Here is a 26,549-nt window from a genome sequence, read left to right on the forward strand (position 1 = left end):
CCCTGTTGAAGACCCTGTTGAAGACCCTGTTGAAGACCCTGTTGAAGACCCTGTTGAAGACCCTGTTGAAGACCCTGTTGAAGACCCTGTTGAAGACCCTGTTGAAGACCCTGTTGACGGCCAGCATCCAGTTCTTCCTGAAGACGGGAAGTGTATAAAGGTGATAATCTCATAATTAACTCTCTGTCCTCCTGTTCAAGCTCTTGATCGTTAGTTAAAGAGGTTCTCAAGTTTAATAATAATTCTAGAGCATTTACCCGAAAAGGATGATCCTCTGGTAACGATTCTAGCTCATCGATCGCCCTTGCTTGTACTTTTCCCCGGCCTAAAATTCTTAACCAGAGAGTTGCTTCTGTTGAGGGTAATTGATGGATAACAGTGATTGCCGTCCGTAAAGAGGGAGCTAAAAAATAGATACCCTCCCCCCAATTCTCCTCATCTAATTTAGCTCCGAATCCTTCTAACAGTTGCGCGGAAGCGGTGGGAGTCAAAATCCAGAGACGGGGGATTTCCCCATCATTAACATTTGTTTTCTGACGATTTGCTCGACGATTAATTTCTCCTTCCACTTCCAACAGTTTTAACAGACAAGTCCTAATTTCTGTAGCAGTGACAGGATTGCGAAAGGGTTCAAATAAACAGGGATTAATCGCCATTTTTCCTAGTAATCCCAGCAGTTCTCTAGGATTATTATCGAGAATCTGGGGTGAAAACCAGACATCGATTTCTCGTACTTCTCCGCGTACAACCCGTGCCGATTTTACCTCTCCCAGAGAAGATAATAATTCTTCGAGATAATCTTTGGCAAACTGGTCATGAATAAATCTAGTCATAGGTTTATCTAACGTGATTTAATAACTTATCTCGTAATTGCTTAATCTGATCACGATATTTAGCCGCTGACTCAAATTCTAGATTTTTCGCCGCTTCTTTCATTTGCGCTTCTAGTTGTTGAATTAACTCGGGAATTTGTTCTAAAGAAAGTTCTTCTATATTCTCACAAACCTGCTCTAATTGTTGGGAATTGAGGCGACGGGAAATATCCAGAAAAGCCAAAATTGAATTACTCGACCTTTTAACAATCGGTTGCGGAATAATCCCATGTTTTTGGTTATGTTCCTGTTGAATAGCGCGCCGTCTCTTGGTTTCTTCGATCGCATTAATCATACTATCGGTGAGATTATCCCCGTAAAGAATTGCCTGACCGCGAATATGACGAGCAGCCCGGCCGATAGTTTGAATTAAAGAGCGGGTAGCCCTTAAAAATCCTTCCTTATCTGCGTCTAAAATCGCCACTAAAGACACTTCCGGCAGGTCTAACCCCTCGCGAAGCAAATTTACCCCGATCAGCACGTCAAAGACCCCTTCTCGCAGGTCTTGAATAATTTCAATCCGTTGAATTGATTGAATTTCTGAATGTAGATATCTAACTTTAATTCCCCTTTCTTGCAAGTATTCGGTTAAATCTTCCGCCATGCGTTTAGTTAAAGTGGTAATCAAAACCCGTTCATTTAACTGCACTCGCGCCTTAATTTCCCCTAATAAATCATCCACTTGTCCCTCGGTTGGTCGCACAAAAATCTCCGGGTCTAAAACTCCCGTCGGTCGGATAATTTGTTCAACAATGCGATTTTCTGACTGTGCTAATTCCCAATCTCCTGGAGTGGCCGAAACAAAAATACATTGATTAACTTTCTGCCAGAATTCTTCCGACTTCAAAGGACGATTATCCGCCGCACTCGGTAAACGAAACCCGTGATCGATCAAAACTTTTTTTCGTGATTGATCGCCATTATACATCCCGCGAATTTGCGGCACACTAACATGAGATTCATCCACAACTAATAACCAATCTTGGGGAAAATAATCCACCAAACATTCCGGCGGTTCCCCCGCTAATCTACCCGCTAAATGCCGCGAATAATTTTCTACGCCATTACAATAACCCACTTCCTGCAACATTTCCAAATCATAACGAGTCCGCTGATCCAACCGTTGCGCTTCCAGTAATTTGCCCGCTTTTTCTAACTCTAATAAACGGTTATCTAACTCGGTTTTAATATCCCGACAGGCCACCTCTAAACGTTCCTCCGGGGTAACAAAGTGACGGGCCGGATAAATACTAATTCGCTCTAATTTTTGCAAAACTTCCCCCGTCAGGGGATCGAGATAACGAATACTTTCAATCTCATCGCCAAAAAAATCAATTTTAATCACCCGATCCTCGTAAGCGGGAACAATTTCCAAAATATCGCCCTTCAGACGAAAACGACCGCGAGTTAACTCTAAATCATTGCGATTGTACTGCACTGACACCAAGGCCCGTAATAATTGCCTTTGGTCGAACTCTTGACCAACTGTCAGGGAAATCGCCGCTTTCAGGTATTCCGCTGGCATTCCCAAACCATAAATACAACTAATGGAAGCGACCACGATCACATCCCTGCGTTCAAATAGCGATCGCGTGGCCGAATGGCGCAGCATATCGATCTCATCATTAATCGAAGAACTCTTTTCGATGTAGGTATCGCTGACGGGAATGTAAGCCTCCGGTTGATAGTAGTCGTAATAGCTGATAAAGTACTCCACGGCGTTATTGGGGAAAAATTGCCGCAATTCGTTGCATAATTGGGCGGCCAGGGTCTTATTATGGGCAAGAACGAGGGTAGGCCTGCCGATTTTCTCGATCACAGCGGCAATGGTGAAGGTTTTGCCGGTGCCGGTTGCCCCTAAGAGGGTTTGGAAACGATGCTGGTTTTGCAGGGAATCTACCAATTTATTGATCGCTGCTGGTTGATCCCCAGTGGGTTGAAAGGGTGCTTGTAGTTGAAAAGCGGTCATTAGCGGCTAGGTGTAGAGAACAGGCAAATTGACACTCCCCGAAGCGCTCATGCGCGGGATTCTTGGTTCATCGAGTCCACTTAAATTAGATGCCTTGCGTTATCCAACCCAGAGGTGGTTCTCTCCCCAAGCATTACTTTTCGTATGCCCTACGATAGTTGTATTTCTACAAAATTTGCTTGAATTGAAGTGTTAGCTTCAAATACTGCTTTGTCTAGTTCCTGTAAAGATTTTACATCACGAGCGGGTGAGAAACTAGAACTCTTGAGTAGAACCCCGTATCTTTAATTGTCAAGGTGCAGATAGCGTAGTGATTAGACTACAGGGGTTTTTAAAGCGGTTGATTACCCTATCCGCTCTACTTATATATAGCAGTTTTCATCAGAATGAGGTATGGGCAAGGGGTTTAAACCCCTTGTTGGCAAAACTTGTCGATACCTCAGTAACGTGAAAAGCGCTATATAAATTCCAAAACATTGCGGTTCTGAGAACGTAGACTCGTCACTACCGTCAGCATCTGCGCCATGAAAGGGTGACAACGCAGTTAAAGTCTAGGCTGGGTGTAGGGTGTGGGGAGTTTTTGCTGTGAACAGTAAACAGTGAACAGTAAACAGTAATCAGTGAAAAGACAGTAGGAAACTTCTATTTAATACTGCACACTTAAAACTCAAATCTGATAACTGATAACTGATAACTGATAACTGATAACTGCTATAAACCCCCCCAAACTAATCGGGCTGCCCAAAAGGGAATTAACAAAAATAAAGCAATAAAATCAGCCCATCTTAACTGTAATTGGTGCCAGCGTACTTGATGCTGATTGGGACTGGTAAAACCGCGAACCTCCATAGCGATCGCCATTTGTTCCGCACGCAAAAGCAAATTATCTAGTAATTTTTCCACTACTGTTAACCAGACGTTTAAACTTCTTTTAATCCCTAATTTTTGCCAATCGATCGCCCTAGTTCGCACTGACCTAGCTAGATTTTGCACTTCTTCTAAAACCAGGGGAATAAAGCGCAAAGACAGAGTCAGAGTCAGAGAAATTTCTGTCACTGGCACATTAAATCGCCGTAAAGGACTCATTAAATTCTCTAAACCTTCGGTAATTTCTTCCGGTGCCGTCGTCAACAAAAAGAGATTAGTGCTATAAATTAAAGTAAAAACTAAGGTACTAATTCTCACTGCTAATTCCAAAGAACGTCGGGTAACAAATAAACGACCTCTATCCCATAAAACATACTGATAATCACTTGCTGGCGGTAAATTCAGCCCTTCATCCGGTAAACGCGGTTGAATACTCACCCCTAAACCATCGGGAGTGATAGCAGTAATCAGAAAGACAATAATCGCTAAAAATATCAGCCAGCCCATCTGTTGCCGCCAGACGCGGGGAGGAATAGGGGCCAACAGGGTTAACAACATTAACAATCCCACCAAAGCTAAACGCCACCAAGGATTAGCCAATAAAGGTGCTGCTAAAAAAGCCATTAACCAGATAAATTTTACCCGCGCATCTAGTTGATGTAGTCGGGTAATCGGTTGATCGAGATAAAGACCGATGGGCAAACTTCGCAATAAATCCATAAATTAGACCTTGGTGGCTCTATTAACCGTTTTTTCCACTTCTCGCGCCGGTTTGCCGCGCCAGATTAAGCGGATCGGGGTTCCTTTAAAGCCTAACTGTTGCCGGAATTGCCCTTCGATGTAACGGCGATAGTTATCATTAAAGCGCTGGGGATCGTTAACGAAAAGGGCGATCGTGGGGGGTTGACTCGATACTTGCGTGCCATAGTATAGTTTCCCCTGTTTTCCGCCCCTGGTGGTGGGGGGATTGTGCCATTTAACCGCATCTTCGATCACATCGTTGATTACCGAGGTACTGACGCGACGACGGTGAGATTCGGCGGCAATATCGACTAATTCGAGGATTTTGGTGACTCTTTGCCCCGTCATGGCGCTGACAAAGATCATTTCTGCCCAATCCATGAAATACAGCCGATCTTGGAGCATTTTGGTATAAGTATTGATGGTGTAGGTGTCTTTCTCCACCGCATCCCATTTATTGACCACTAGCACCACCGCACGCCCTTCTTCAATGATTCGCCCCGCTAATTTTAAATCCTGTTCGGTGACACCATCTAGCACATCGATGACGAATAGTACCACGTCAGACCGGCGAATTGCCTTAAAAGCACGGTTAATACTGAAAAATTCGGCTCCATAGTCCACATTCTTCTTACGGCGAATGCCAGCGGTGTCAATTAACCGATAAACCTGTCCCTCTCGTTCAATTAAAGTATCGATCGAGTCTCTGGTGGTTCCCGAAATCGGACTAACGATCGCCCGTTGTTGTCCGGTTAAAGCATTGAGGAGACTGGATTTACCCACGTTAGGACGACCGATAATTGCCACTTTAATTTCTTCATTTTCGGTAATTTCCGCCGCGGGTGGCAAATATTTAATCACCGCATCGAGTAGTTCTCCTGTACCAGAACCGTGAATGGCCGAGATGGGGAAGGGTTCACCGATGGCTAATTCCCAGAATTCCGTCGCTTGCAGGATACCCTGTTCCACCGATTCACACTTATTAACTGCCAAAAGTATCGGGACATTTTGCTGTCGTAACCAAGCGGCAATTTCTCGATCGCCGGCGGTAATTCCTGCCTGGCCATCGACGACAAAAATCGCCACACTTGCCTCTGCTAGGGCGATTAAAGCCTGTTCGCGGATTAAAGGGAGAAATTCGCTGTCATCGTTAAAAACTAGCCCTCCTGTATCGACAATTTGAAAATCTCGATCGCACCAGAAAGCTGGTTGATAGGTGCGATCTCTGGTAATCCCGGGTTGATCAAAAACGATCGCCTGTTGATCTCCAGCGATACGATTGACGAGGGTAGATTTGCCCACATTGGGACGACCGATAATAGCGACGACAGGCAGTTTCATAAGAGGGGGAGGGGGCGGAAATTCAAGGCCCAATATTCTATCATAGCGATTTGCGATCGACCTTGGTTGATTTAAATGTTGGTGTACCTAAAGATAGTAGTAATGGAGATAGGGGTCGGTCGTCGGTCGTCCGGAGATTATTTTTATTTATTCTCCCCACACCCCAATCTCCTATAGCTTTTAAACGGGATTTAGCCTCACAGGTCCAGTGACCCAGAAAACAAGGAAGCGCGAGCGATTCATGTTAATTTTTATTAAGAAGCGATCTTTGATGAGAACAGACAACTATGAACCTCGAGATTCCCAGTGCCGTAAAAACTTGGTCACAATTTGGCCATCCCATTTTAATGTGGGTTTTATTAGGATTAACTATCTATGCCCTCTATTCGGGGCTACAATGGCGACGGACGCGCACAGCAGATAAAGACCTAAAAAAACAATTATTGCCCCAGGATTTTCGCACTAAACACTATCAAATTGGCTCTCTAATCCTCGCTTTAATGGTGTTGGGGACGATCGGAGGCATGACGGTAACTTATATTAATAACGGTAAATTATTTGTCGGTCCCCATCTGCTGGCCGGTTTAGGGATGGTGGGTTTAATCTCGATTAGCGCCGCTTTAGTACCTTTAATGCAAAAAGGCAATGAATTGGCTAGAATCACCCATATTACCCTTAATGCCGTCATTTTAGGTCTTTTTGGCTGGCAAGCCTTCACAGGAATGGATATAGTCCAGCGTATTCTCAGCAAAATGTAAGAAAACCTGAACAGAGAGGATGCGTCATCAGACGCATCTAACCCCATGGGAGAAGGGAGAGGAGAGCAAAAAACTGACACTAAATCCAGTTATTAAAAAGTGATACTAAATCTGGTTATTAAAAACTGATTATCTATTGCTCCTTTTGCCTATTGCCTTTTGCCTGTCCTGATATGTAGCCTATACTCAACGGATTTAGTATGAGATGATCTCTAGCCATATCTGCCAATTTTCAGTGAACAGTTCACTGATAACTGATAACTGATCACTGATAACTGATCACTGATAACTGATTAAATGCCGTGACTTTTGCCGATTACCCAATGACGACGGAAGAAGCGAGCGAGCGAGGTTTCTTCTAAGGATAAGTAAATCGGTCTTCCGTGGGGACAAGTGCGGGGATTACGAGTATTTTGCCAATCATCGAGTAAATTCTGCATTTCTTCTAAACTTAAAGCTGTACCGTTGCGGATCGCACTACGGCAAGCGGTGGCCACCTGAGCGGTTTGTAAATCGCCCCCTAAACTTAATTCTAGTAAAGCATCAGCCCGATCCTGTCGCTCTTTTAGTAGAACAGGAATACTACGAATTGCCCAAGAACGATCGCCAAAAATAGCAATTTCTAATCCTAAACGTTGTAATTGTTCGACTTGTCGAGTAGTTAACTGATTTAAGATGATCGGAGTATCTAACGGCACGATTTCCCAGTTATCCTCTAAACGTTCGTACAAAACCCGCTCATGGGCAATATGTTGTTCCACTAACCATAATCCGTTAGGATGTTCAGCAACTATATAAGTTTGGTGAATTTGGGCTAATGCCTTTAATTCCAGCCGATTTTTCCTGGATTTCTCCCCTATTGTATAGGTGCTTTTTTCCTCGGCAGCCTTGAGAATTTGACTGACGCGCTGATTTTGCGCTTTTTCGGGTATATGTTCGGGATTTAGTCCTAACGCCTTGTCTATGGCTGAAATTATCTGTTCTTGCCAAAAAACGAGGTTATGCAGGTATATTTCCGCTTTGGCTGGGTGACGATTCCAATCGATCGAACGAGGGTTAAGATGTAGATGGAGAAAACAAACGGGATAGCGATCTTTAGGGACCGTGCGAGCGAAAGCTTTAAATATTGACTGTTCTAACTCCGATGAGCGCACCATTCGCCCATTAACAGCAATTTTAACCCAATCCGGTTGATGGCGAGAAATGCGATCGGGCAAACCGATGACTAATTCAATTTGGGCAGATTCTGCGTCAGGAGTCGTTAAGTCAAGTTTTAGGGCTGCTAAATCGTTAAAATGCAGAGATTTAACTAATTGCGGTAATATTTGACTGGTATCCTTACCCGGACTAATGCGTAACCAATCTTGATGATCTTGGAAAACCTGCCAAGTAATATGGGGATGACAGAGAGCAAAATTATGAACTAAAGTCTGTATATCCTTTAATTGTTTGTTAATTGACGGTAAAGCTTGACGACGGACGGGAAAGTTACCAAAGAGATTCTCTACCGTGACGATAGTGCCGATAGCGATAGGAATCGTTTCTAAATTATCCGGCTCGCCCTGGTGATTGTAAAGACAATAACAACCTAAATCATCGTCATGGCGACTGGCAACCCGCAGACGCGCCACCTGTGCGATACTGTGCAAAGCTTCACCACGGAATCCGAGACTGGTAATCTGCCAAAGATCGTCCCGTTGGCGGATTTTGCTGGTACTGTGGGCATAGCTACACAGTTGCAAATCTTCTCTAGACATTCCCCTGCCGTTATCCGATACTTGTATTCGCCAGTTTTGGGGAGATATATCGATGGTAATCCTATCTGCCCCCGCATCAATGGCATTTTCGACTAATTCTCGCACCACAGCGCCTAAAGAGTCGATTACCTCTCCTGCGGCAATTAAATCAATTACGTCTTGGGGTAAAACTTGTATGGGTAAGGTCATCAATTAATGGTTTTAGCCAAGGGCAAACTCGATACATTGTCGCACAGGGGGTGCATGATTAAGGACTCCCCTCCCTACCAATTTATCGGCGATCGCTGCTTCCTTGCCATCCCGCTGCACTGATCAAATATAGCGATAGTCCTGGAGCAAGTCCAATGAGTATGGGCTACATATCAGGAGATGCACTGCTGCAAGGGGAGTGACTCTTAAATTATACTAAATCCGTTGAGCATAGGCTACTTATGAGGAGAGCCAAGAGGCAGAAGGCAAGAGGCAAAAGGGGGAATAAATAATCAGTTTTTAATAACCGAATTTAGTATTATTACAGATGCGTCAGCAGCTGCGTGTAAGCATCCCACCGAAAAACTAATGCGCGGGGGGTTTGGGGGCGGCACTTCGACACGCTCAGTGACCGCGCCACGCCCCCAACGGGGGGTTTGGGGGGTAGAACCCCCCAAAAGCTTGGATTGAGTGATAAAATCGGAAGCAATACTAAATCCGTGGAGTATGGGCTACATATCAGGAGAGGCACTCCTGCAAAACGGAGAATAAATAATCAGTTTTTAATAACTGGATTTAGTCTGATTACCGTAGCGGCAAAAATGCTGTTGATAGGCAATAATCCCTGATCGAGATAAGATTAATTCTGGTGATGATAGGGAAGACAGTAGTGAATAAACTAAGCATTCTGGTTTTACACGGACCGAATTTAAACCTATTGGGGAAAAGAGAGCCGAATCTCTACGGTAACGTCAATTTAGAAGCGATTAACCAGTTTTTAAGCGAAGAAGCTACCCGTTTAGGGGTGAATTTAACCGCGCACCAGTCCAATCAGGAAGGGCAATTAGTGGACTGGATTCAGCAAGCATGGGGTCAGCATGACGGTATTTTGATTAATGCAGCAGCTTATACTCATACCAGTATCGCCATCCGCGACGCACTCTTAGGCACAAAAATTGCCTGTGTGGAAGTACACTTAAGCAATATTTACAAACGCGAGTCTTTTCGTCATCATTCCTACATTGCCGATATAGCCATCGGACAGATTAGCGGTTTTGGGGCCGAAAGTTATCGCTTAGGATTATGGGCATTAGTCGATTATTTGCAAAAGAATGGGAAAATTTAAGACAAATGCTGGAACTTCGGGCTTTTAAACCCAAATTTTCGATAAACTAGCGTAGAGGCCGTCTTTGGTTAATAAATCTTCATGGGTTCCCGATTCGACTAATTCCCCGCGTTTCAGCACAAGAATTCGATCGACATTGCGAATAGTGGAGAGACGATGGGCGATAATAATAGCAGTACGATCGACTAAAATCTGTTCTAAAGCTTCTTGAATTAATACTTCTGTCCCCACGTCTAAACTAGCAGTAGCTTCATCTAAAACTAAAATTTCCGGGTTACGAATAGCGACTCTCGCAAAAGCGAGTAATTGTTTTTGTCCTCCCGACAAATTTGCGCCCCGTTCGCGTAAACGGGTATGATAACCATCGGGTAACTCCTCGATAAAGTGATCGATATTAGTTAATTTAGCCGCTGCCTTCACCTGCTCAAAATCATAATTTTCTCCTAAAGTAATATTGCGAGTAACATCCCCAGCAAAGAGAAAAGTTTCTTGGAGAATGACACCAATATAACGTCTTAATTCCCCTTGGGGAAGATAACGGATATCGATACCATCCACTAGAATTCTGCCCTTACTTGGTTCGTAAAGACGACAGAGAAGACGAATAATCGAACTTTTTCCCGCACCAGTGGGACCGACTAAAGCGACTTTTTCACCAGGATGAATAGTAAAATTGAGACCTTTGATAATATATTCATCAGGTTTATAACCAAACCAAACATTTTCAAAAATAATCTCGCCAGTTTGACATTTTTCTGGGAAAGAAATCTCTTTATAATTGTTAGAATCGGTGATTTCAATGGGAATACTAATTAATTCACCAATGCGTTCGATAGCAGTAAAACCAGCTTGAAACATGGTAAATTTTTCGGCAAACTGACGCAGGGGATTAAAGAGACGTTGGGAGAATAAAATAAAAGCCGATAAAACCCCAAAATCAATGGTTTTTTGGAGAATCAAAATCCCGCCTAACCATAATACTCCTCCCACGGCAATTAATCCGATCCATTCCAAAGTAGCTGAGACAGCCGAATCATAAAAAATTGTTTTATCTAGGGATTGACGATAGTGAGTATTGATAGCGCGAAACATTTCAGCGTTAAAGCGTTCGCGGCGAAATAATTGAACAATATTAACTCCGACTACATTTTCCTGTAATTGGGCATTAAGTTTTGATAATTCCTCGCGTACTTGATAGTTAGCGATGCGGTATTGTTTTTGAAAAAAGATAATTAAAACAGTGACGGGAAATAACATCAACACCAACAATAGAGCTAATTGCCATTGCAGGGTAAACATGGTGAGGATAATAACTAAAATATTGACCAAATCACTGACAACTCCGATCGCCCCACTAGCAAAAACTTCTCCTAATGCTTCCACATCGCTGGTTAAACGGGTGACTAAACGTCCCACGGGAGAGCGATCAAAAAAACTAGAGGAAAGGGAGGTGACATGGGTAAATAAATCTTCCCGGACATTAGCAGTAATGGACTGACCGACTTTCTGCACTAGATAACCTTGTGTTGTCCCTAAAATCAGTCGTAAAATAATCGAAGCTGACAGGATAATAATTAAGGTATTAATGGCTGCTGTTAAGGGCATTCGAGCCAAAAAACCCCAGGTTTGTTCCTTTTGCAAAAGGGAAACCGCTTGACCGATAATTAAGGGTTGGATCGCCCCCGTGAGAGATAGGGGAAAAAGAAGTATTAATGACCAAAATAGCAGGGCTTTTTGCTTTTTTGCGTAGGGAAGTAATCTTAATAATAAGCTCCAGTCATTTTCTTTGACCGGAGGGGACACAGGGGGGGATGATAGACTCATGAAGTGATTTCCAATGAAATTCTCGGCAGCCGGGGAGAAATTACACCCCTATTGTTAACTTTTCTAACAGGCGATCAATCTGGAAATGTTCCTCCATTAATTCTCGAATACCAGCGACTTTTACCTGTTCCTGTAAGCGAATCTTCCCGAAGGCCTGATCGACAATTTCCACGGTACTGAGAGTATCTAAATTTACCGAGAGAATCGGTACTTCTAAATCCTCGGCCCGGCCCAGAATCAGGGGATCCGGAGAGATGGAACCAGTTAAGATCAAACAGGTGGTAGAAGTTTCTAGGGCAGCTAACTGTAGGTCTGTGCGATCGCCGCCCGTGATCACGGCCATATTTTCCCCCTTGCGAAAATATTCTAAAGCGGCGTTGACATTCATTGCCCCGATCGCTAAACTTTCTACCATCCAATCTAAACGATCAGGCCGACATAATACTTTTGCCCCCAAAAGATGGACAATTTCCCGAACACTAATACTGCGCAGCAGTTTACTAGCGGGTAACAGTCCTAAAACTTCCACCCCTTGGCGGGCCAGATAGGGTTTCAGGAGAGATTGTACTTCCTCCCAATCATCGGCCGGGATATCGCTAATCACTACCCCCAGCAGCTGATTATTTAATTCCTCTCTTGCTTTCAGCAGACTCTCGGCAATCAGGGGAGAACTATAGCGGGCCACCAATAGGATCGGAGTCTGGAGAATTTTGGCCATCTCCCCCATCGACAACTGAAAAATACTCCCTTCCCAGAGAGTCCCCGGCCCTTCGAGGAGGATAATATCACTGTTAACTCGATCGAGATAACCAGCAAGAATATTGCCGTAGTCCTGTTTATCTGTACCTTGTAGACGTTTAGCAACGGAATCCACATCCGTATAGATCAGGGGTAAACGCAGCTGTTCGGGGGATAATTCTAGTAATTGCCGAATAAATTCTACATCCTCATCGACCAATTGCCCATCGACGTATCCCGGACAATTGCCCACTGGTTTGCCGTAACTTATCTCTAGTCCTTTTTGCCGCAAGAGATGCGCTAAACCGACGACAGTTCCCGATTTACCACTGAGGGGTTCCAGGGAAGAGATGAGTATAGATTTGGCTGATTTCGCCACGATTTGCTCCTTTTAACCCGTACAATCTCGATTTTTATCCTTCAAATCGCAGCAGTTTCCGATAAAATCCCTGCGAAAAGTCGGCCGAACCTAGCTGCTTAAAGGTTTTAATTGCACCGATGAGATATTCGATCAACTCAGCGTTAATAATCGTCATCTCATAGCTTAGGTCGGCCTGTCCTTCAAATTGTAAACGACAACGGGTCAATTCCGAGGGCAATTTTGATACATACCAAGAGGCCACAAAGGGAATCCCTTCACTGTTTTCTATGCGACGACGACCTTCTAAAGATCCTCCTTGATACAAAGCGATCGCATAGGGCAGGATACTATGTTTGTCCTTGGCATAGTAGGGCATATATACTAACACATCAGCCTTATTAGCGGGTTCTAATTGTTCGATAGTCGGCATAATTAGTTAATTCTTTGCTTCACGGCCAAGTTACCAGTAAAAATGATATTTTCCTTATATTTTAACCGATCGCCCCCGGAATCTCCCGATCGGGACAATTGGCAGAATTTACGACCAGATCAAGTTTCTGTACTGAGGTTATCATCGGGTATCACTGGTATATGAACCCGAAAAACCGTGCCGGGGTAGGGGGAACTTGTTTGCTCAGGATTGGGACTGATAAATTCAATCGTCCCCCCCATGCTGGTAATTAATTCTTTGGCGATCGCTAAGCCCAATCCTGTACCGGGTATATCTCCCCCCGCTTGCACTCCCCGGTAGTGACGTTGAAAAATTCTTTCTTGATCGCTCCTCGCTATACCATAACCCGTGTCTTTAAAAACAATTTCTACACTATTCTTAACATTCTGCACCTCGACGGTGACTTTTCCGCCAGCAGGAGTATATTTGAGGGCATTATCAATTAAATTGCTGAATACTTCCCGCAAACCGGGGATATTGGCGCAAATAAGTGGTATGTCTTCCCCGTGAATCGTTTCTAGACTGAGATTTCTCTCTTTGGCTACGGCCTGGGCCGAAAGGAGCAGCGGATCGAGAATATCATGGAGATCGATCGGAGTTAGTTGGCTGCTGCCAGCAGGCAAGAGAAAGGCAGTGGGGGAAGATTGCGCTTGCAGGAGAGGAATATCGACGGTGGGGTAATTTTCGCTTTCTTGCTGAATTTGGGCCTCAAATTCGGCAATTAAGTCGCGAACTCGATCGCTTTCCCTCAATATACCGGTAATGGCGGGATCGTTACCTTCTTCGGCTAAAAGTCTTTTGAGCAGAAGTTTACCAAAGGTTTTTAAAGCGGTGAGGGGATTGCGGATTTGATGGAGAAAGGTATCGAGGCGCTGACTTTGCCATTGTCGATAATAACGTTCTTCTCCCAATTGCCGATCGAGTACACAGGCTAAAGCGAGGGTTTGGGTGATTTTTTCCATCTGGGTTAATTCCCAACTTTGCCAAGGTCGTTTTTCTCTGGTTGTCACCAATAATCCGATCATGCCCTCTTCATACATTAAGGGTAAAAACAAGCGATGACTGCTGACGGTCTCCTGATTACTCCAGAGGTGGGATAAATCTTCTAACTTAACCGCAGTTAACAAGTCGGCCGCCGGTTGCCCTGGTTGTAAGGAAAGCCGCTTTTTTTGGGGAGAAGGGGGATTAAAAGGCGGATAAACAACGACTGGAATTAAATCACTCGATAAAGGTTCAGTTAAATAAACCGCACTTCTGTCTGCTTCCATTTGCTCCCGCAAAAGTTCCATCTGTGCCTGACAGAGGGCAATAAAATCATTACTCAGGGGAGTCCGGGAGCGGAAGGAGAAGGGCATACCAAGCAAGTAAAAAGTAAAAAATCAGAAAACCTAGATACAGCTAGGGTTGCGAGTTTTGTTTCCCGGTTTACACAGGAGAGAATGGCCATCCCCTTGGGTCGAGGGCAGCCAGCAAAAAGCAATTAGGACAAGGGTTTGGTCACTATTTTAGGGGTGGATCACGGTATATATTAAAAAAAGTTTAAGAATAATAAGTTTTGTATCGGGATTTGGGGCGGTGTTTTTGTCAGAAAAACTTAAACATAGTCCCAGTCTAGCTTCTAGTCAAACTTGTTTGTAATTGGCTTTGTGAGAGACACTTGATTTCTTGGTCTAGAAGGGATATAATCGCTACGGCTTTTGTAACTATCATTACAACGATTAGCCAAAACAGGAGGTAATTGGGTTGGCCAGAAAACGGAAACGTAAAAGTCGCCGTCGTCAAGAAGGACGTAAGATACTTGAACTTGTACCCCAGTATAGTATTGAAAGTGGCGAAGATAAACCCGTAACTGCGGCGCGTAAGTATATTCAAGCTATAGGCATTAGCCCACCAGCTTTATTGATTGTTAAGCGTAACGAGCATACAACCGATCGCTATTTCTGGGCTGAAAAAGGACTGTTTGGAGCGCAATATGTGGAGGAAAACCACTTCCTCTTCCCCAGTTTGCGCGACCTGCAGCCCCAGCCCCAGCCCGTCAAAGCACCGGTAGCAGTTGCCAAATAATTCACAGGACTATTAATCGTATCATGGAAAGTGAACTCGTTTACGGAAAAGTAGACGAGTTTTTTTTGAGGATAAGAGGAGCGGGGACATTTAAGTGATCAGTAATCAGTAAACAGTAATCAGTGAACTGAAAACTCACATCTGATCACCGAAAAGGCGGACAGCTAAAGAGGGAATGGGGTTATGAGAATTTTTTAGCGGTTATTTAGGCTGATTTTGGCTTTAAATCGCTTTAATCAATTAAATTTTCTCATTTAAACCCGATAGGATTGCTGAGGTAATAAATTATTTTCGATCAGGATCGTAAAGTTCAACCTTTAAGGTATGATTGGGAACATTAATTATTTTTTTATGTATTGCACTAGAACGTAGAGGGCAAGCAGCAGTGATTAGAGTAGCGATCAATGGTTTCGGACGGATTGGACGTAATTTCCTAAGATGTTGGTTAGGACGGACTAATAGTGGCTTAGAAGTAGTGGGGATCAATGATACATCCGATCCCCGGAGTAACGCTCACCTGCTCAAGTATGACTCGATGTTAGGCAAACTTAACGCTAATATCGATGCCGATGATAATTCTTTAATTGTTAACGGTAAAACCATTAAATGTTATTCCGATCGCAATCCCCTCAATCTGCCCTGGGCAGAATGGGGTGTAGATTTAGTGATCGAAGCTACCGGTGTTTTCGTTGATGAAGAGGGCGCTTCTAAGCATATTGTCGCAGGAGCTAAAAAAGTCCTCATTACCGCACCGGGTAAAGGTTCGGGAGTGGGAACCTATGTCGTCGGTGTCAACGCCCACGAATACGAACACGATAAATACAACGTCATCAGTAATGCTAGTTGTACCACCAACTGTCTTGCTCCTGTCGTCAAAGTGATTCACGAAAACTTCGGCATCATCAAAGGGACGATGACCACCACCCACAGTTACACTGGTGATCAACGCATTCTGGATGCTAGTCACCGAGATCTCCGTCGCGCTCGCGCCGCCGCCGTTAACATCGTTCCCACCTCCACCGGCGCCGCCAAGGCTGTAGCCTTAGTTATCCCCGAAATGAAAGGAAAACTTAACGGTATCGCCCTGCGTGTACCCACTCCTAACGTTTCTGTAGTGGATTTAGTGGCGCAAGTGGAAAAAAGCACGATTGCGGAACAGGTAAACGAAGTCCTCAAAGAAGCTGCGGAAAATTCTTTGAAAGGAATTCTCGAATATAATGATTTACCCCTCGTTTCCTCTGATTATCGCGGTGTTGATGCCTCCTCGATCATCGATGCTAGTCTAACGATGGTGATGGGTGGCGATATGGTGAAAGTTATCGCTTGGTACGATAACGAATGGGGTTACTCCCAACGGGTGGTTGATCTCGCTGAAGTCGTCGCCAGCAAGTGGAAAGGCTAAATCAGTTATCAGTAAACAGTAATCGGTGAACAGTGGGCGTTAATTAGGAGTCAGGAGTGGTTAGTGGCTAGTGATAACTAATAACTGATAACTGTTAACTGATAACTGTTAACTGATAAGTGACAAATTCTCACTGAAAAAGCGCCGATAGATTCCCTCTGTCACCAATTGAGCGGTGATTAGGTTAGCTAGGGCAATCATAAACAGGATCAGTATCTGGTAGGAAGCGGCGTTTAAAGGTTCACTTCCTGCCAATACCTGTCCGGTGAACATTCCGGGTAAACTGACTAAACCCACTACCATCATCTGATTGAGGGTGGGGATTAGACTAGCTCGAATCGCCGCTTTTTGATAATCTGCGATCGCTTGTTGCGGGGTTGCCCCTAAACAAAGATGGGTTTCGATTTCCAAACGGTGACTTTTAATGGTACTGCTTAATCTTTCCCCGGCTAAAGAGGCACTATTCATGGCATTGCCTAACACCATTCCCGTCAAGGGAATCAAGTATTGGGGTGAGTACCATTGTTCTGGTTGAATGATTAAAGCGATCGCATAACCTAAAGTTAGACAGCTACTAATTAATAAAGAGCCGAAAACTAGCGGTAATAGGGCTTTATCCCGGCTATCAATGCGATTTTTAGCAACAATAGTCGCAATAGTCATCATTACTGCCAAAATCCCCAGCACTGCCAGAGGATTATCAAGGGAAAAAATAACGGCGATAACGTAGCCTACCACTAATAATTGCAGGATCGAGCGACCAGTCGCTAATAATAATTGGCCCTCTAGAGCTAAATTTGACCAACGGGAGAGGAGTAAACAAATACCCATCATCCCCAAAGCCCAACCCAAATCCACCAGATTTAGTTCTACTAATCCATCCATAAAAATAAAAGAAACAAATTACAACGATACCTCATCTATAAATAGCAAGTTTATAATTATTTTTGACTAATTATTCCTTCTTTTCGCCGACAAATCCCGATTAGTCTCTAATTTGAGTGAAAGCGCGTGAGTACAATTCCCCCCGTCGATTTATCCCGTCAATACCAAGTCATTAGCGAAGAAGCTAACCATGCCGTTTTAGAAATCCTCCGTTCTGGGCGCTATATTGGCGGTGAAGCTGTGAGCGAATTAGAGCGACAATTTGCCCTCTATCATGGTGTTAGCGATTGTGTTGCCTGTAATTCGGGGACTGATGCCCTTTATCTGGCACTGCGCGCCCTCGGTATTCAAGCGGGGGATGAAGTAATCACTTCTACTTTTTCGTTTATTGCCACCGCCGAAGCGATTAATTTAGTCGGGGCAGTGCCGGTTTTTGTCGATATCGATATTAATACTTTTAACCTCGATGTGGCACTGTTGGCAAAAGCGCTTACTCCCCAGACTAAAGCGATTATTCCAGTACACCTTTTTGGGCAATCTGTCAATATGTCTGAGGTGGTAAATTTCGCTCGTTCTCATAATTTATTGGTGATTGAGGATTGCGCGCAAGCAACGGGAGCAGAATGGCATGGGCAGAAAGTGGGGAGTATCGGCGATATTGGCTGTTTTAGCTTCTTTCCCACCAAAAATTTAGGCGGTTGTGGCGATGGTGGCGCAATTACCACCAATAACCCCGAGTTAGCGGCACAAATTCGCATGATTAAAGAACACGGCAGCAAGGTGCGTTATCTCCATGAGGTAATTGGGGTGAATAGCCGCTTAGATGCCATTCAAGCGGTTATTTTGCAAATTAAGCTGAAATATCTCGATTTTTGGAATAATCAACGGATCGAGATTGCCCAACGTTATCGGGAATTACTGCAACCTTTGCCTAATATCACTTTACCCGCCGCTTTAGCCGGGGGTAAGCACGTTTGGAATCAGTACACAATCCTAACGGAAAATCGTGACCAAATGCGGGCGGCTTTGCAGGAAAAAGATGTCCTATCGATGGTTTATTATCCGATTCCCCTACATTTACAGCCGGTTTATCAGTATTTAGGCTATAAAAAAGGTGATTTACCCATGGCTGAATTGGCCAGTGAAAAAGTGTTATCTTTACCTATGTTCCCCGATTTAAGCTTTGAGGAACAACAACAGGTAGCCTATGCGCTGAAAGATTGTTTGCATAGTTCCTGAGTTATCAGTGGGAATTATGAATTATAAATTATGAATTATGAATGATGAATGATGAATGATGAATTAGGAATTAGGAAGTGGGAAGAATAAATAAAAATAATCTCCTGACGACCGGCTACTGACGACCGGCTACTGCCTCCTAACCCCACCAACAGACTTATTCAGCCAACCCTACCTAAGCGGTTAAATCGATTAACTTTTGTTTTAAAGTTTCCAATCCTAGCCGACGAATAGCCGAGATAAAAACAGCTTGGGGATATTTTTCCTTAGCTATTTCCAAATCGTCGCTTTTTACCTGATCCAACTTATTAAACACCATTAACATCGGACCGGTTTGAATCGGCATCTCCGAGAGGATTTTTAATACCGAGGCAATCTGACTTTCCCAAGCTGGATGGGAGAGATCCACCAGATGGAGTAAGGCGTCTGCTTCCGTTACTTCCTCTAAAGTTGCCCGAAAAGCATCCACCAGCGAGGGTGGTAATTCATGGATAAAACCCACCGTATCGGTTAGTAAGAGGGGGTGAGATGCTTGGGTGAGGGGATCGGTAATAGTTAAGCGTCGGGTGGTGGGATCGAGGGTAGCAAACAGTTGATCGGCGGTATAAACTTCGGCAGCGGTGAGAGCATTAATTAAAGTAGATTTTCCTGCATTGGTGTAACCGACGATCGCCACACTGGCTACATCTTGTTTTTGCCGTTGTTTGCGTAAACGGGAACGATGAGCTTGCAGTTGATCCACCTCATCCTGGAGACGGGATAAACGACGTTGAATAGTTCGGCGTTCTGTTTCTAATTTTGTCTCCCCCGGTCCGCGAGTGCCAATTCCTCCCCCTAATCTCGACATGGCTAATCCGCGCCCGGTGAGACGGGGTAAAGTGTATTCTAATTGGGCTAATTCTACCTGTAGTTTACCCGCTTGGGATTGGGCCCGTTGGGCGAAAATGTCCAGGATCACCTCGGTGCGATCGACCACTCTCACCCCGATTTGGTTCTCTAGATTGCGAATTTGGGCGGGAGAAAGATCCCGATTGAATACAACTAAATTAGCCCCCGAAGTTTGCACCTGTAGGGCGATTTCTGCCACTTTTCCCGAACCGATCACTGTTTGAGGATGGGGATGATCCCGTTTTTGTCGGGTGACTTGCAAAACTTTGCCCCCGGCGGTATCAACTAAACGTTCTAATTCGCTTAAACCGTCCTCGAACTGGCGATCGCTCATATTGTCGGTCATTAAACCAACCAATAGCACCCGATCTTCGGCTGTATCAACGGTTATAGCGGTAAATTCGCGCTGAAACTCCGCCTCTAGTCCTTCCACTAACTCTAAAAAGTCCTGTTTGCTTAAATCCTCTAGATTTAAGGGCGGGGAGACAGACCAGTATATATTACTATTGACATTTGTTTGACTTTGTGGTATGAGATGCGCCAGATAGACCTGCTCCACATAACCAGTCGCCCCACCACCGCGACGGATCATGCCTGTGCCGGTTAGGGTTAAGATCACCAGTGCGTCTAATCTTTGCAGAGCCATGGCGGTTAAACTGGATTCTTTTGGCGGTTCCTGCTTGAGTTCCGTGGCGATACAACGAATTCCGCAAAGACGTTCGGAACCGTAGCGGGGTAGTTCCAAGAGGGAAAATTGGGTTTGTCGGGGGGTTCCCACTCCCACACGAATTACCTGGCCGCGACGGTTGATATAGGTGCAGAGGGGTTGATGAATATCGGTACTGATGGCCGCCAGTCTTTGGGCGAATTCTGGGGTGGTGAGACTGTCGATAGGCAAGCGTTCATGGTACAGCCTTTGTAGCTGTTTCATCTGACTGGCTTTCAGTCCCTGGGTATTGCCGAAGATGGTATCGATAGGCTTTCCTCGCAATTAGGATTTTATCTATATATTGTAGCGATTTTGACCATGGCTGCCCTTTTATTTGTCCTCTAGAAGCCAGCCCTAATTAAGGTAAAATTGGGCAGTATCAATGGTTATTTTCCATATTATGCTCGCTTCTACTCAGGAACTCCTCGAAACCGCTCGCAAAAATATCTATGCGATCGGAGCTTTTAATGTTTATAACCTAGAAGGGGTCAAAGCGGTGATTAGTGCCGCCGAGGATTGCCGTAGTCCCGCTATGTTGCAAATTCACCCCAGCGCTTTGCGTTATGGCAGTTCCACCCTCGTCGCTCTTTGTTTAGAGGCCGCTCGCTCGGCCAAGGTTCCTATCTCGGTCCATCTTGACCATAGCACTAAAGCCAGCGATATCTACGAGGCCCTAGAAGCGGGAATGACCTCAATTATGGCCGATGGCTCTCATCTTCCCTACCAAGATAATCTCGCTTTTACCAAAGAAATGACTCGTCTCGCTCACGAATACGGGGCTGTGGTGGAGGCAGAAATCGGCCGAATTAGTGGCACTGAGGACGGGTTAACTATTGCCGAAAAAGAGGCTAAAATGACAGATCCTGAGCAAGCAGTGCAATTTGTGCAGGCAACGGGAGTGGATTCTCTGGCCGTAACTATCGGTAATGTCCATGGCGAGTACAAAAGTCCGCCCCGTCTCGATTTCGATCGCCTGGCCCGGATTCGACAACTTCTGTCTATTCCCCTAGTTTTACACGGTGCTTCCGGTTTACCCCCAGAAATGATCGGGCGATCGATCCAGTTAGGAGTCTGCAAATTTAATGTTAATACAGAAGTGCGTCAAGCCTATATGCAGTCCCTGAAACGGGAAATTTGTGGGCCAGAGGATAAGGATTTATTAGAAATCGCAGGAGAGGCAATTTCCGCGATGAAATCGGTAATTATCGACAAATTAACCCTTTTTGGTGCTGTCAATAAGGCCCATCTCCACGAAACTCCCTACGCTCAAATGTTAGCGGGATTATCGGGGGTTAGGGACTAGGAATTATAAATTATGAATTATGAATTATGAATTGGGGAGAAGAGAGAAGGGAGAAGGGAGAATAAATAAAAATAATCTCCTGTCTCCTGAATACTGACTCCTGAAGTCTGACTCTCGACGACCGGCTCCTGACGGTTAAAATAACTGATCACTGAGATAAAAGGCCGATGAAAAAATTAATTCTAGCCACGAGTAATGCGGGTAAATTAGCAGAGATAGGGGAATACTTAACTGATATCGACCTAGAATTGCAGTTAAAACCCGATGATTTAGAGATAGAGGAAACCGGGGCGACTTTTGCTGAAAATGCTTATTTAAAAGCTGCTCAAATTGCCCTAACTTTGGGAGAATGGTCGATCGCTGATGATTCGGGATTGGAAGTAACCGGGTTAGGAAATGCCCCGGGGATTTACTCGGCCCGCTATGGTAAAAATGATCGAGAAAGAATCGATCGCCTCGTCAGAGAATTAGGAGATAATCAGGATCGATCGGCTCGTTTTGTCTGTGTAATTGCGATCGCCCGTCCCGATGGTGAGATTGCCTTGAGCGCCACAGGAATCTGCACGGGAGAAATTCTCACCAGTACTAGGGGTGAGGGTGGTTTTGGTTACGATCCGATTTTTTATGTCCCCGAATACGCTTTAACCTTTGCGGAAATGTCTCCCGAATTAAAAAGAAAAATTAGCCACCGAGGACGAGCTTTTGAGCAATTGCTGCCCCATCTCAAGACTCTCGCGGGTACAAATTCATTAAGGCTCTGACTTGTTCAGCATGATAAGAGCTTCTTGTCAAGGGACTCGCAACAATTTGTAAAAATCCCAGAGATTCCCCGTATTCGCGCCAAGCGTGGAACTGTTCAGGGGTGATAAATTCCTGTACACCGAGATGTTTTGGCGATGGTTGCAGATACTGCCCGATGGTGAGAATATCACAATCGACGGCCCGTAAATCATCCATCACTTGCCGCACTTCCTCGTCGGTTTCCCCCAATCCCACCATAATGCCGGATTTTGTGTAGGTAGCGGGAACAATGGCGCGAGCGCGCTGCAATAATTCTAGAGAACGCTGGTAATCACCCTGGGGACGCACGCGACGGTAGAGACGGGGAACAGTTTCGGTATTGTGGTTTAAAACTTCAGGTTTAGCGGCAAGAATTAAAGCTAAAGCCTGCCAATTGCCACAAAGATCGGGAATCAGCACTTCGATAGTGGTTTTAGGGGAAATGCGGCGAATTTCCTCGATACAACGGACAAATTGACTAGCACCCCCATCAGCCAAATCATCGCGATTGACAGAAGTGATCACTACATGATTAAGATCGAGACGTTGCACGGCTGCCGCTAGTCGCAGGGGTTCCGTGGAGTCTAAAGGTTGGGGTTTTTTCTCAAAATCTATATCACAGTAAGGACAGGCGCGAGTGCAAGCAGGACCCATAATTAAAAAGGTAGCCGTCCCCGCGTGGAAACATTCGCCGATATTGGGACAGGAAGCCTCCTCACAAACGGTATTTAAGCCTAAATCGCGTAAAACCTCCTTAACACTGCCGACTCGCTGCCATTGCGGTGCTTTTACCCGTAACCACTCTGGTTTGACCGTCACGCCTGAACTACTCCGATAATTTTTGCCTATATCTGTAATATCCTAGCAAGTCTCGACCCAATCAAGGCCGAATATGCTATGATGATTTAGCTAAAAACTTTCGGGATGTAGCGCAGCTTGGTAGCGCACTTCGTTCGGGACGAAGGGGCCGCAGGTTCGAATCCTGTCATCCCGATTAAAGACAATCAAGGGGAGAGGCACAATCGACTCTCTTGGGTTTGCTGGGTAAAATGTATTCTAGGATATAGTCCTGCTGGCGAGGGAGTGGAAAAAACCACAGAGACACAGAGGACACAAAGATCGATCGCTCCTATATGGGTTAAACTGATCACACCAAGAATAAGAGAGTCCAAAATCTATCTTCTATTTGATTATAACTACTTATTTACCTCCTCTAAGCCCATGTCTAGATTATTAATCAGCCAGTATCAGGCGGAAGTTGAGAAGATTGTCCAATATGGCGGCAGTCGCAAGGAAACTTCGATTAGAGTCGCTTTTCAGAATTTATTAAATGACTATTGCAAGGCGCGGGATTTTTTGTTAATTCCGGAGTTGGATTATCGCACTAAGTCGGGAAAAGTTGTCTATCCTGACGGGACGGTAAAGGATGCTTTACGGTTAGATTGGGGATATTGGGAAAGTAAGGATCAATACGATAATTTAGATGAAGAAATTGAGAAAAAGTTAGCGAAAGGCTACCCTAATGACAATATTTTATTTGAAGACTCCCAGACGGCGGTTTTAATTCAAGGAGGAGAGGAAAGACTGCGCGTCTCCATGCGCGATGATGAGGCTTTGGATGGGATTATTAATGCTTTTATCAATTATGTACGTCCAGAGGTTGAGGATTTTCGAGAGGCGATTGATAGTTTTAAGGAAGATTTACCAACAATTTTGGAAGCGTTGCGGGGTTTAATTGCGTTGCAGTCGGAGACGAATCGGAATTTTGTGACAGCGCGGGACAATTTTTTAGAGATTTGTCGCAAGTCAATCAATCCAGAAATTAGTCTGGAAGATGTGCGAGAGATGATTATTCAGCACATCCTGACAGAGGATATTTTTATCAATATTTTTAATGAGTCCCAATTTCACCGGGAAAATAATATCGCTAGGGAATTACAGGGAGTGATTGAAACTTTCTTTACTGGTAATACCAAGCGCAATACTTTAGGGACTATTGAACGTTATTATGCGGTAATTCGGCGGACGGCGGCGAATATTTATAACCACCACGAAAAGCAGAAGTTTCTCAAGGCGATTTATGAGAATTTTTATAAAGCATACAATCCGAAAGCGGCAGACCGGTTGGGAATTGTCTATACACCCAATGAAATTGTCCGTTTTATGATTGAAAGTGTCGATTATTTAGTACATAAGCATTTTAGGAAGTTGTTGGCGGATCCAGGAGTAGAAATTTTAGATCCGGCGACGGGTACAGGAACTTTTGTAACGGAGTTGATTGAGTATTTACCGAAGGATAAGTTACGGTACAAGTATAAGCATGAGATGCACTGTAATGAGGTGGCAATTCTGCCTTATTATATTGCTAATTTGAATATTGAGTTCACCTACAAGCAGAAGATGGGTGAGTATGAAGAGTTTGAGCATATCTGTTTTGTGGATACCCTGGACCATGCTGCTTCTAATATCAAGCAGATGGATTTGTTTGCCATGTCGGCGGAGAATACCCAACGGATTCATAATCAAAATGACCGCAATATTTCTGTAATTATTGGTAATCCTCCTTATAATGCCAGGCAGGAGAATTTTAATCAAGGTAATGCAAATCGAAGTTATGAAGCGATTGACAAGTGCATTAAATATAGTTATGTCAAAGAAGGTAAGGCACAGAATCAAATTGTCGTCTATGATATGTACACTCGTTTTATTCGTTGGGCTTCGGATCGATTAAATAAAAATGGTATCATTGCTTTTGTATCTAACTCTTCTTTTATCGATGCGTTGGCTTATGATGGATTTAGAAAAGTAGTTGCCGACGAGTTTAATGAGATTTGGATTGTTGATGCGAAAGGAAATGCACGAAATAGCGGGGAAAGGAGACGAAGAGAGGGGGGTAATGTTTTCAGCGACAAGATTAAAGTAGGAATTGCTGTCTATTTTCTTGTCAGGAATCAGGAATCCGAAGGCTTTAAGATTTTTTATAATGCTATTCAAGATTATGCAAAAGCCGAAGAGAAACAAGAATATTTTCGGGAAAATACTCTTGATAAATTAAGTTTCCAGCATATCATCCCAGATAAAAAACATAATTGGCTCAATCAATCAGATAATGATTTTGATCAACTGCTACCGTTGATTGATAAGGAGGTAAAAAGTGGCAAGTCTGAGAAAGCTGTGTTTAAGTTGTTTTCTTTAGGAATTGATACACATAGAGATGAATGGGTATATGATTTTTCAAGAGATAATCTCGAAACTAAGATCAAATTCTTGGTAGATATATATCAAAAAAACTTACGGGATAAACATTGCCCTGAAAAGTATATGATTAAATGGGACAGAGAATTAAGTAAACATTTACAAAAAGGTATCAACAAGAAGTTTGAAAAAGAAAATGCTATTGTAGCTCTATATCGCCCGTTTGTGAAGAAGTTTTTCTACTTAGATAAACATTTTAATAGTGTAACATTTCAATGGTTCGATATTTTTAACAATAATGAATCAAATATTTTTATCGAGTTTGGTAATGCAGGTTCTTCAAAACCTTTTATGGTTGTTGTTAGTGAGAAAGTAGCTGATTATCATTTAACAGGTGACTCTCAATGTCTCCCCCTCTACTACTACGAGAAAGAAGGAAACCGTATCGACAATATCACCGATTGGGGATTGCAACAATTCCAAAAACATTACAACAATAAAACCATCACCAAACTCGATATCTTCCACTACACTTATGCAGTCCTCCACTACCCGGAATATCGCAGTAAATACGAATTAAATCTTAAGCGAGAATTTCCCCGGCTTCCCTTTTATGATAACTTCTCTCAATGGGTAGAATGGGGAAGCAAACTAATGGAATTACATATCAACTATGAAACCGTCGCACCCTACCCACTAACCCGCATTGATACTAATAATAACCTCAAACCGAAAACTAAACTAAAAGCTGACCGAGAAAAAAATTCCATCAACCTTGATGATGTCACTTTCCTACAAGATATTCCCAAAATTGCTTGGGAATATAAACTCGGTAATCGTTCGGCCCTAGAATGGATATTAGATCAATATAAGGAAAAGAAACCCAAAGATCAAACCATCGCCGAAAGATTTAATAACTATCGCTTTGCCGATTATAAAGAAACAGTAATTGACTTATTACAACGAGTCTGTACTGTCAGCGTCGAAACCATGAAAATAATAGAAGCGATGAGACATTAAAAAGATTGCTTCTGGGAAATCTTATTCTAGATTCTACACCCTGCCTCCAGTAAAAACTTTTTCAGTAAAC

The 26,549-nt window shown here is 43.9% G+C and carries 20 protein-coding genes and 1 tRNA gene; 9 read left to right on the top strand and 12 right to left on the bottom strand.

Going from position 1 to position 26,549, the window contains the following annotated elements; translation table 11 throughout:
- The 4 genes from IM475_RS20360 to der all read right to left on the bottom strand — a co-directional run.
- Positions 1–833, bottom strand: an 833-nt coding sequence (locus IM475_RS20360; RefSeq protein ID WP_287660516.1) for a flagellar assembly protein H, incomplete at its 3' end; no start/stop codon positions are given.
- A 4-nt stretch (positions 834–837) separates the two neighbouring features.
- Positions 838–2,841, bottom strand: coding sequence for an excinuclease ABC subunit UvrB (gene uvrB, locus IM475_RS20365; protein ID WP_287728930.1), 2,004 nt, complete (start codon positions 2,839–2,841; stop codon positions 838–840).
- Between the two features lie 711 nt (positions 2,842–3,552).
- Positions 3,553–4,428 carry an energy-coupling factor transporter transmembrane component T family protein gene (locus tag IM475_RS20370; protein WP_287660518.1) on the bottom strand — a complete coding sequence of 292 codons (876 nt, stop codon included), beginning with the start codon at positions 4,426–4,428 and terminating at the stop codon, positions 3,553–3,555.
- Positions 4,429–4,431: 3 nt separating this feature from the next.
- Positions 4,432–5,790 (bottom strand): ribosome biogenesis GTPase Der, encoded by a 1,359-nt coding sequence (gene der, locus IM475_RS20375; RefSeq protein ID WP_104395626.1) that lies wholly within the window; start codon positions 5,788–5,790, stop codon positions 4,432–4,434.
- A gap of 287 nt (positions 5,791–6,077) precedes the next feature.
- Here der and IM475_RS20380 point away from each other — a divergent pair, with 287 nt between their 5' ends.
- On the top strand, positions 6,078–6,548 hold the full coding sequence (locus tag IM475_RS20380; RefSeq protein ID WP_287660520.1) for a DUF4079 domain-containing protein: 471 nt from the start codon (positions 6,078–6,080) through the stop codon (positions 6,546–6,548).
- Between the two features lie 293 nt (positions 6,549–6,841).
- Here IM475_RS20380 and mutL read toward each other — a convergent pair whose 3' ends face one another.
- Positions 6,842–8,494, bottom strand: coding sequence for a DNA mismatch repair endonuclease MutL (mutL, locus tag IM475_RS20385; protein ID WP_287728931.1), 1,653 nt, complete (start codon positions 8,492–8,494; stop codon positions 6,842–6,844).
- Between the two features lie 670 nt (positions 8,495–9,164).
- Here mutL and aroQ point away from each other — a divergent pair.
- Positions 9,165–9,620, top strand: coding sequence for a type II 3-dehydroquinate dehydratase (aroQ, locus tag IM475_RS20395; RefSeq protein WP_159251592.1), 456 nt, complete (start codon positions 9,165–9,167; stop codon positions 9,618–9,620).
- 24 nt (positions 9,621–9,644) lie between these two features.
- Here the strand turns inward: aroQ and IM475_RS20400 are convergent, their stop codons facing one another.
- The 4 genes from IM475_RS20400 to IM475_RS20415 form a co-directional block, all read right to left on the bottom strand.
- Complete coding sequence (locus IM475_RS20400; protein WP_287728932.1) at positions 9,645–11,444, bottom strand: ABC transporter ATP-binding protein; 1,800 nt, start codon at positions 11,442–11,444, stop codon at positions 9,645–9,647.
- Between the two features lie 40 nt (positions 11,445–11,484).
- Positions 11,485–12,561: a phosphotransacetylase family protein gene (locus IM475_RS20405; RefSeq protein ID WP_287728933.1), complete on the bottom strand. Its 1,077-nt coding sequence runs from the start codon at positions 12,559–12,561 to the stop codon at positions 11,485–11,487.
- A gap of 34 nt (positions 12,562–12,595) precedes the next feature.
- Positions 12,596–12,973: a type IV pilus biogenesis protein EbsA gene (ebsA, locus tag IM475_RS20410; protein ID WP_287660524.1), complete on the bottom strand. Its 378-nt coding sequence runs from the start codon at positions 12,971–12,973 to the stop codon at positions 12,596–12,598.
- Positions 12,974–13,092: 119 nt separating this feature from the next.
- Positions 13,093–14,349 carry a GAF domain-containing sensor histidine kinase gene (locus IM475_RS20415; RefSeq protein ID WP_287660525.1) on the bottom strand — a complete coding sequence of 419 codons (1,257 nt, stop codon included), beginning with the start codon at positions 14,347–14,349 and terminating at the stop codon, positions 13,093–13,095.
- Positions 14,350–14,737: 388 nt separating this feature from the next.
- On the opposite strand from IM475_RS20415, the gene IM475_RS20420 reads away from it, so the two are divergent.
- Both IM475_RS20420 and IM475_RS20425 read left to right on the top strand, forming a co-directional pair.
- Positions 14,738–15,058, top strand: a complete 321-nt coding sequence (locus IM475_RS20420) for a DUF3155 domain-containing protein (protein WP_002768353.1) — start codon at positions 14,738–14,740, stop codon at positions 15,056–15,058.
- A 385-nt stretch (positions 15,059–15,443) separates the two neighbouring features.
- Positions 15,444–16,460, top strand: a complete 1,017-nt coding sequence (locus IM475_RS20425) for a type I glyceraldehyde-3-phosphate dehydrogenase (protein ID WP_012265625.1) — start codon at positions 15,444–15,446, stop codon at positions 16,458–16,460.
- A 108-nt stretch (positions 16,461–16,568) separates the two neighbouring features.
- Here IM475_RS20425 and IM475_RS20430 read toward each other — a convergent pair whose 3' ends face one another.
- Positions 16,569–17,345, bottom strand: a complete 777-nt coding sequence (locus IM475_RS20430; protein ID WP_287728934.1) for an ABC transporter permease — start codon at positions 17,343–17,345, stop codon at positions 16,569–16,571.
- 126 nt (positions 17,346–17,471) lie between these two features.
- Between IM475_RS20430 and IM475_RS20435 the strand changes: the two genes are divergently transcribed.
- Positions 17,472–18,584, top strand: coding sequence for a DegT/DnrJ/EryC1/StrS family aminotransferase (locus IM475_RS20435; protein ID WP_287728935.1), 1,113 nt, complete (start codon positions 17,472–17,474; stop codon positions 18,582–18,584).
- Positions 18,585–18,759: 175 nt separating this feature from the next.
- Here the strand turns inward: IM475_RS20435 and hflX are convergent, their stop codons facing one another.
- On the bottom strand, positions 18,760–20,463 hold the full coding sequence (hflX, locus tag IM475_RS20440; RefSeq protein WP_287728936.1) for a GTPase HflX: 1,704 nt from the start codon (positions 20,461–20,463) through the stop codon (positions 18,760–18,762).
- Positions 20,464–20,563: 100 nt separating this feature from the next.
- Between hflX and IM475_RS20445 the strand changes: the two genes are divergently transcribed.
- Both IM475_RS20445 and rdgB read left to right on the top strand, forming a co-directional pair.
- Complete coding sequence (locus IM475_RS20445; RefSeq protein ID WP_287668398.1) at positions 20,564–21,484, top strand: class II fructose-bisphosphate aldolase; 921 nt, start codon at positions 20,564–20,566, stop codon at positions 21,482–21,484.
- 167 nt (positions 21,485–21,651) lie between these two features.
- A complete protein-coding gene (gene rdgB / locus IM475_RS20450) occupies positions 21,652–22,245 on the top strand; it encodes an RdgB/HAM1 family non-canonical purine NTP pyrophosphatase (protein WP_287728937.1) in 594 nt (197 codons plus the stop codon).
- On the opposite strand, the gene lipA is transcribed toward rdgB, so the two are convergent.
- Positions 22,208–23,113 carry a lipoyl synthase gene (gene lipA, locus IM475_RS20455; RefSeq protein ID WP_409880494.1) on the bottom strand — a complete coding sequence of 302 codons (906 nt, stop codon included), beginning with the start codon at positions 23,111–23,113 and terminating at the stop codon, positions 22,208–22,210. The genes rdgB and lipA overlap by 38 nt on opposite strands.
- A 71-nt stretch (positions 23,114–23,184) precedes the next feature.
- Between lipA and IM475_RS20460 the strand changes: the two genes are divergently transcribed.
- Together IM475_RS20460 and IM475_RS20465 are read left to right on the top strand one after the other, a co-directional pair.
- A tRNA-Pro gene (locus IM475_RS20460) sits at positions 23,185–23,258 on the top strand.
- Between the two features lie 227 nt (positions 23,259–23,485).
- Positions 23,486–26,479 carry a type ISP restriction/modification enzyme gene (locus IM475_RS20465; protein ID WP_287728938.1) on the top strand — a complete coding sequence of 998 codons (2,994 nt, stop codon included), beginning with the start codon at positions 23,486–23,488 and terminating at the stop codon, positions 26,477–26,479.
- Positions 26,480–26,549 lie beyond the last annotated feature (70 nt).

It is taken from the genome of Microcystis sp. M061S2, assembly GCF_020245605.1.
Taxonomy (GTDB): Bacteria; Cyanobacteriota; Cyanobacteriia; order Cyanobacteriales; family Microcystaceae; genus Microcystis.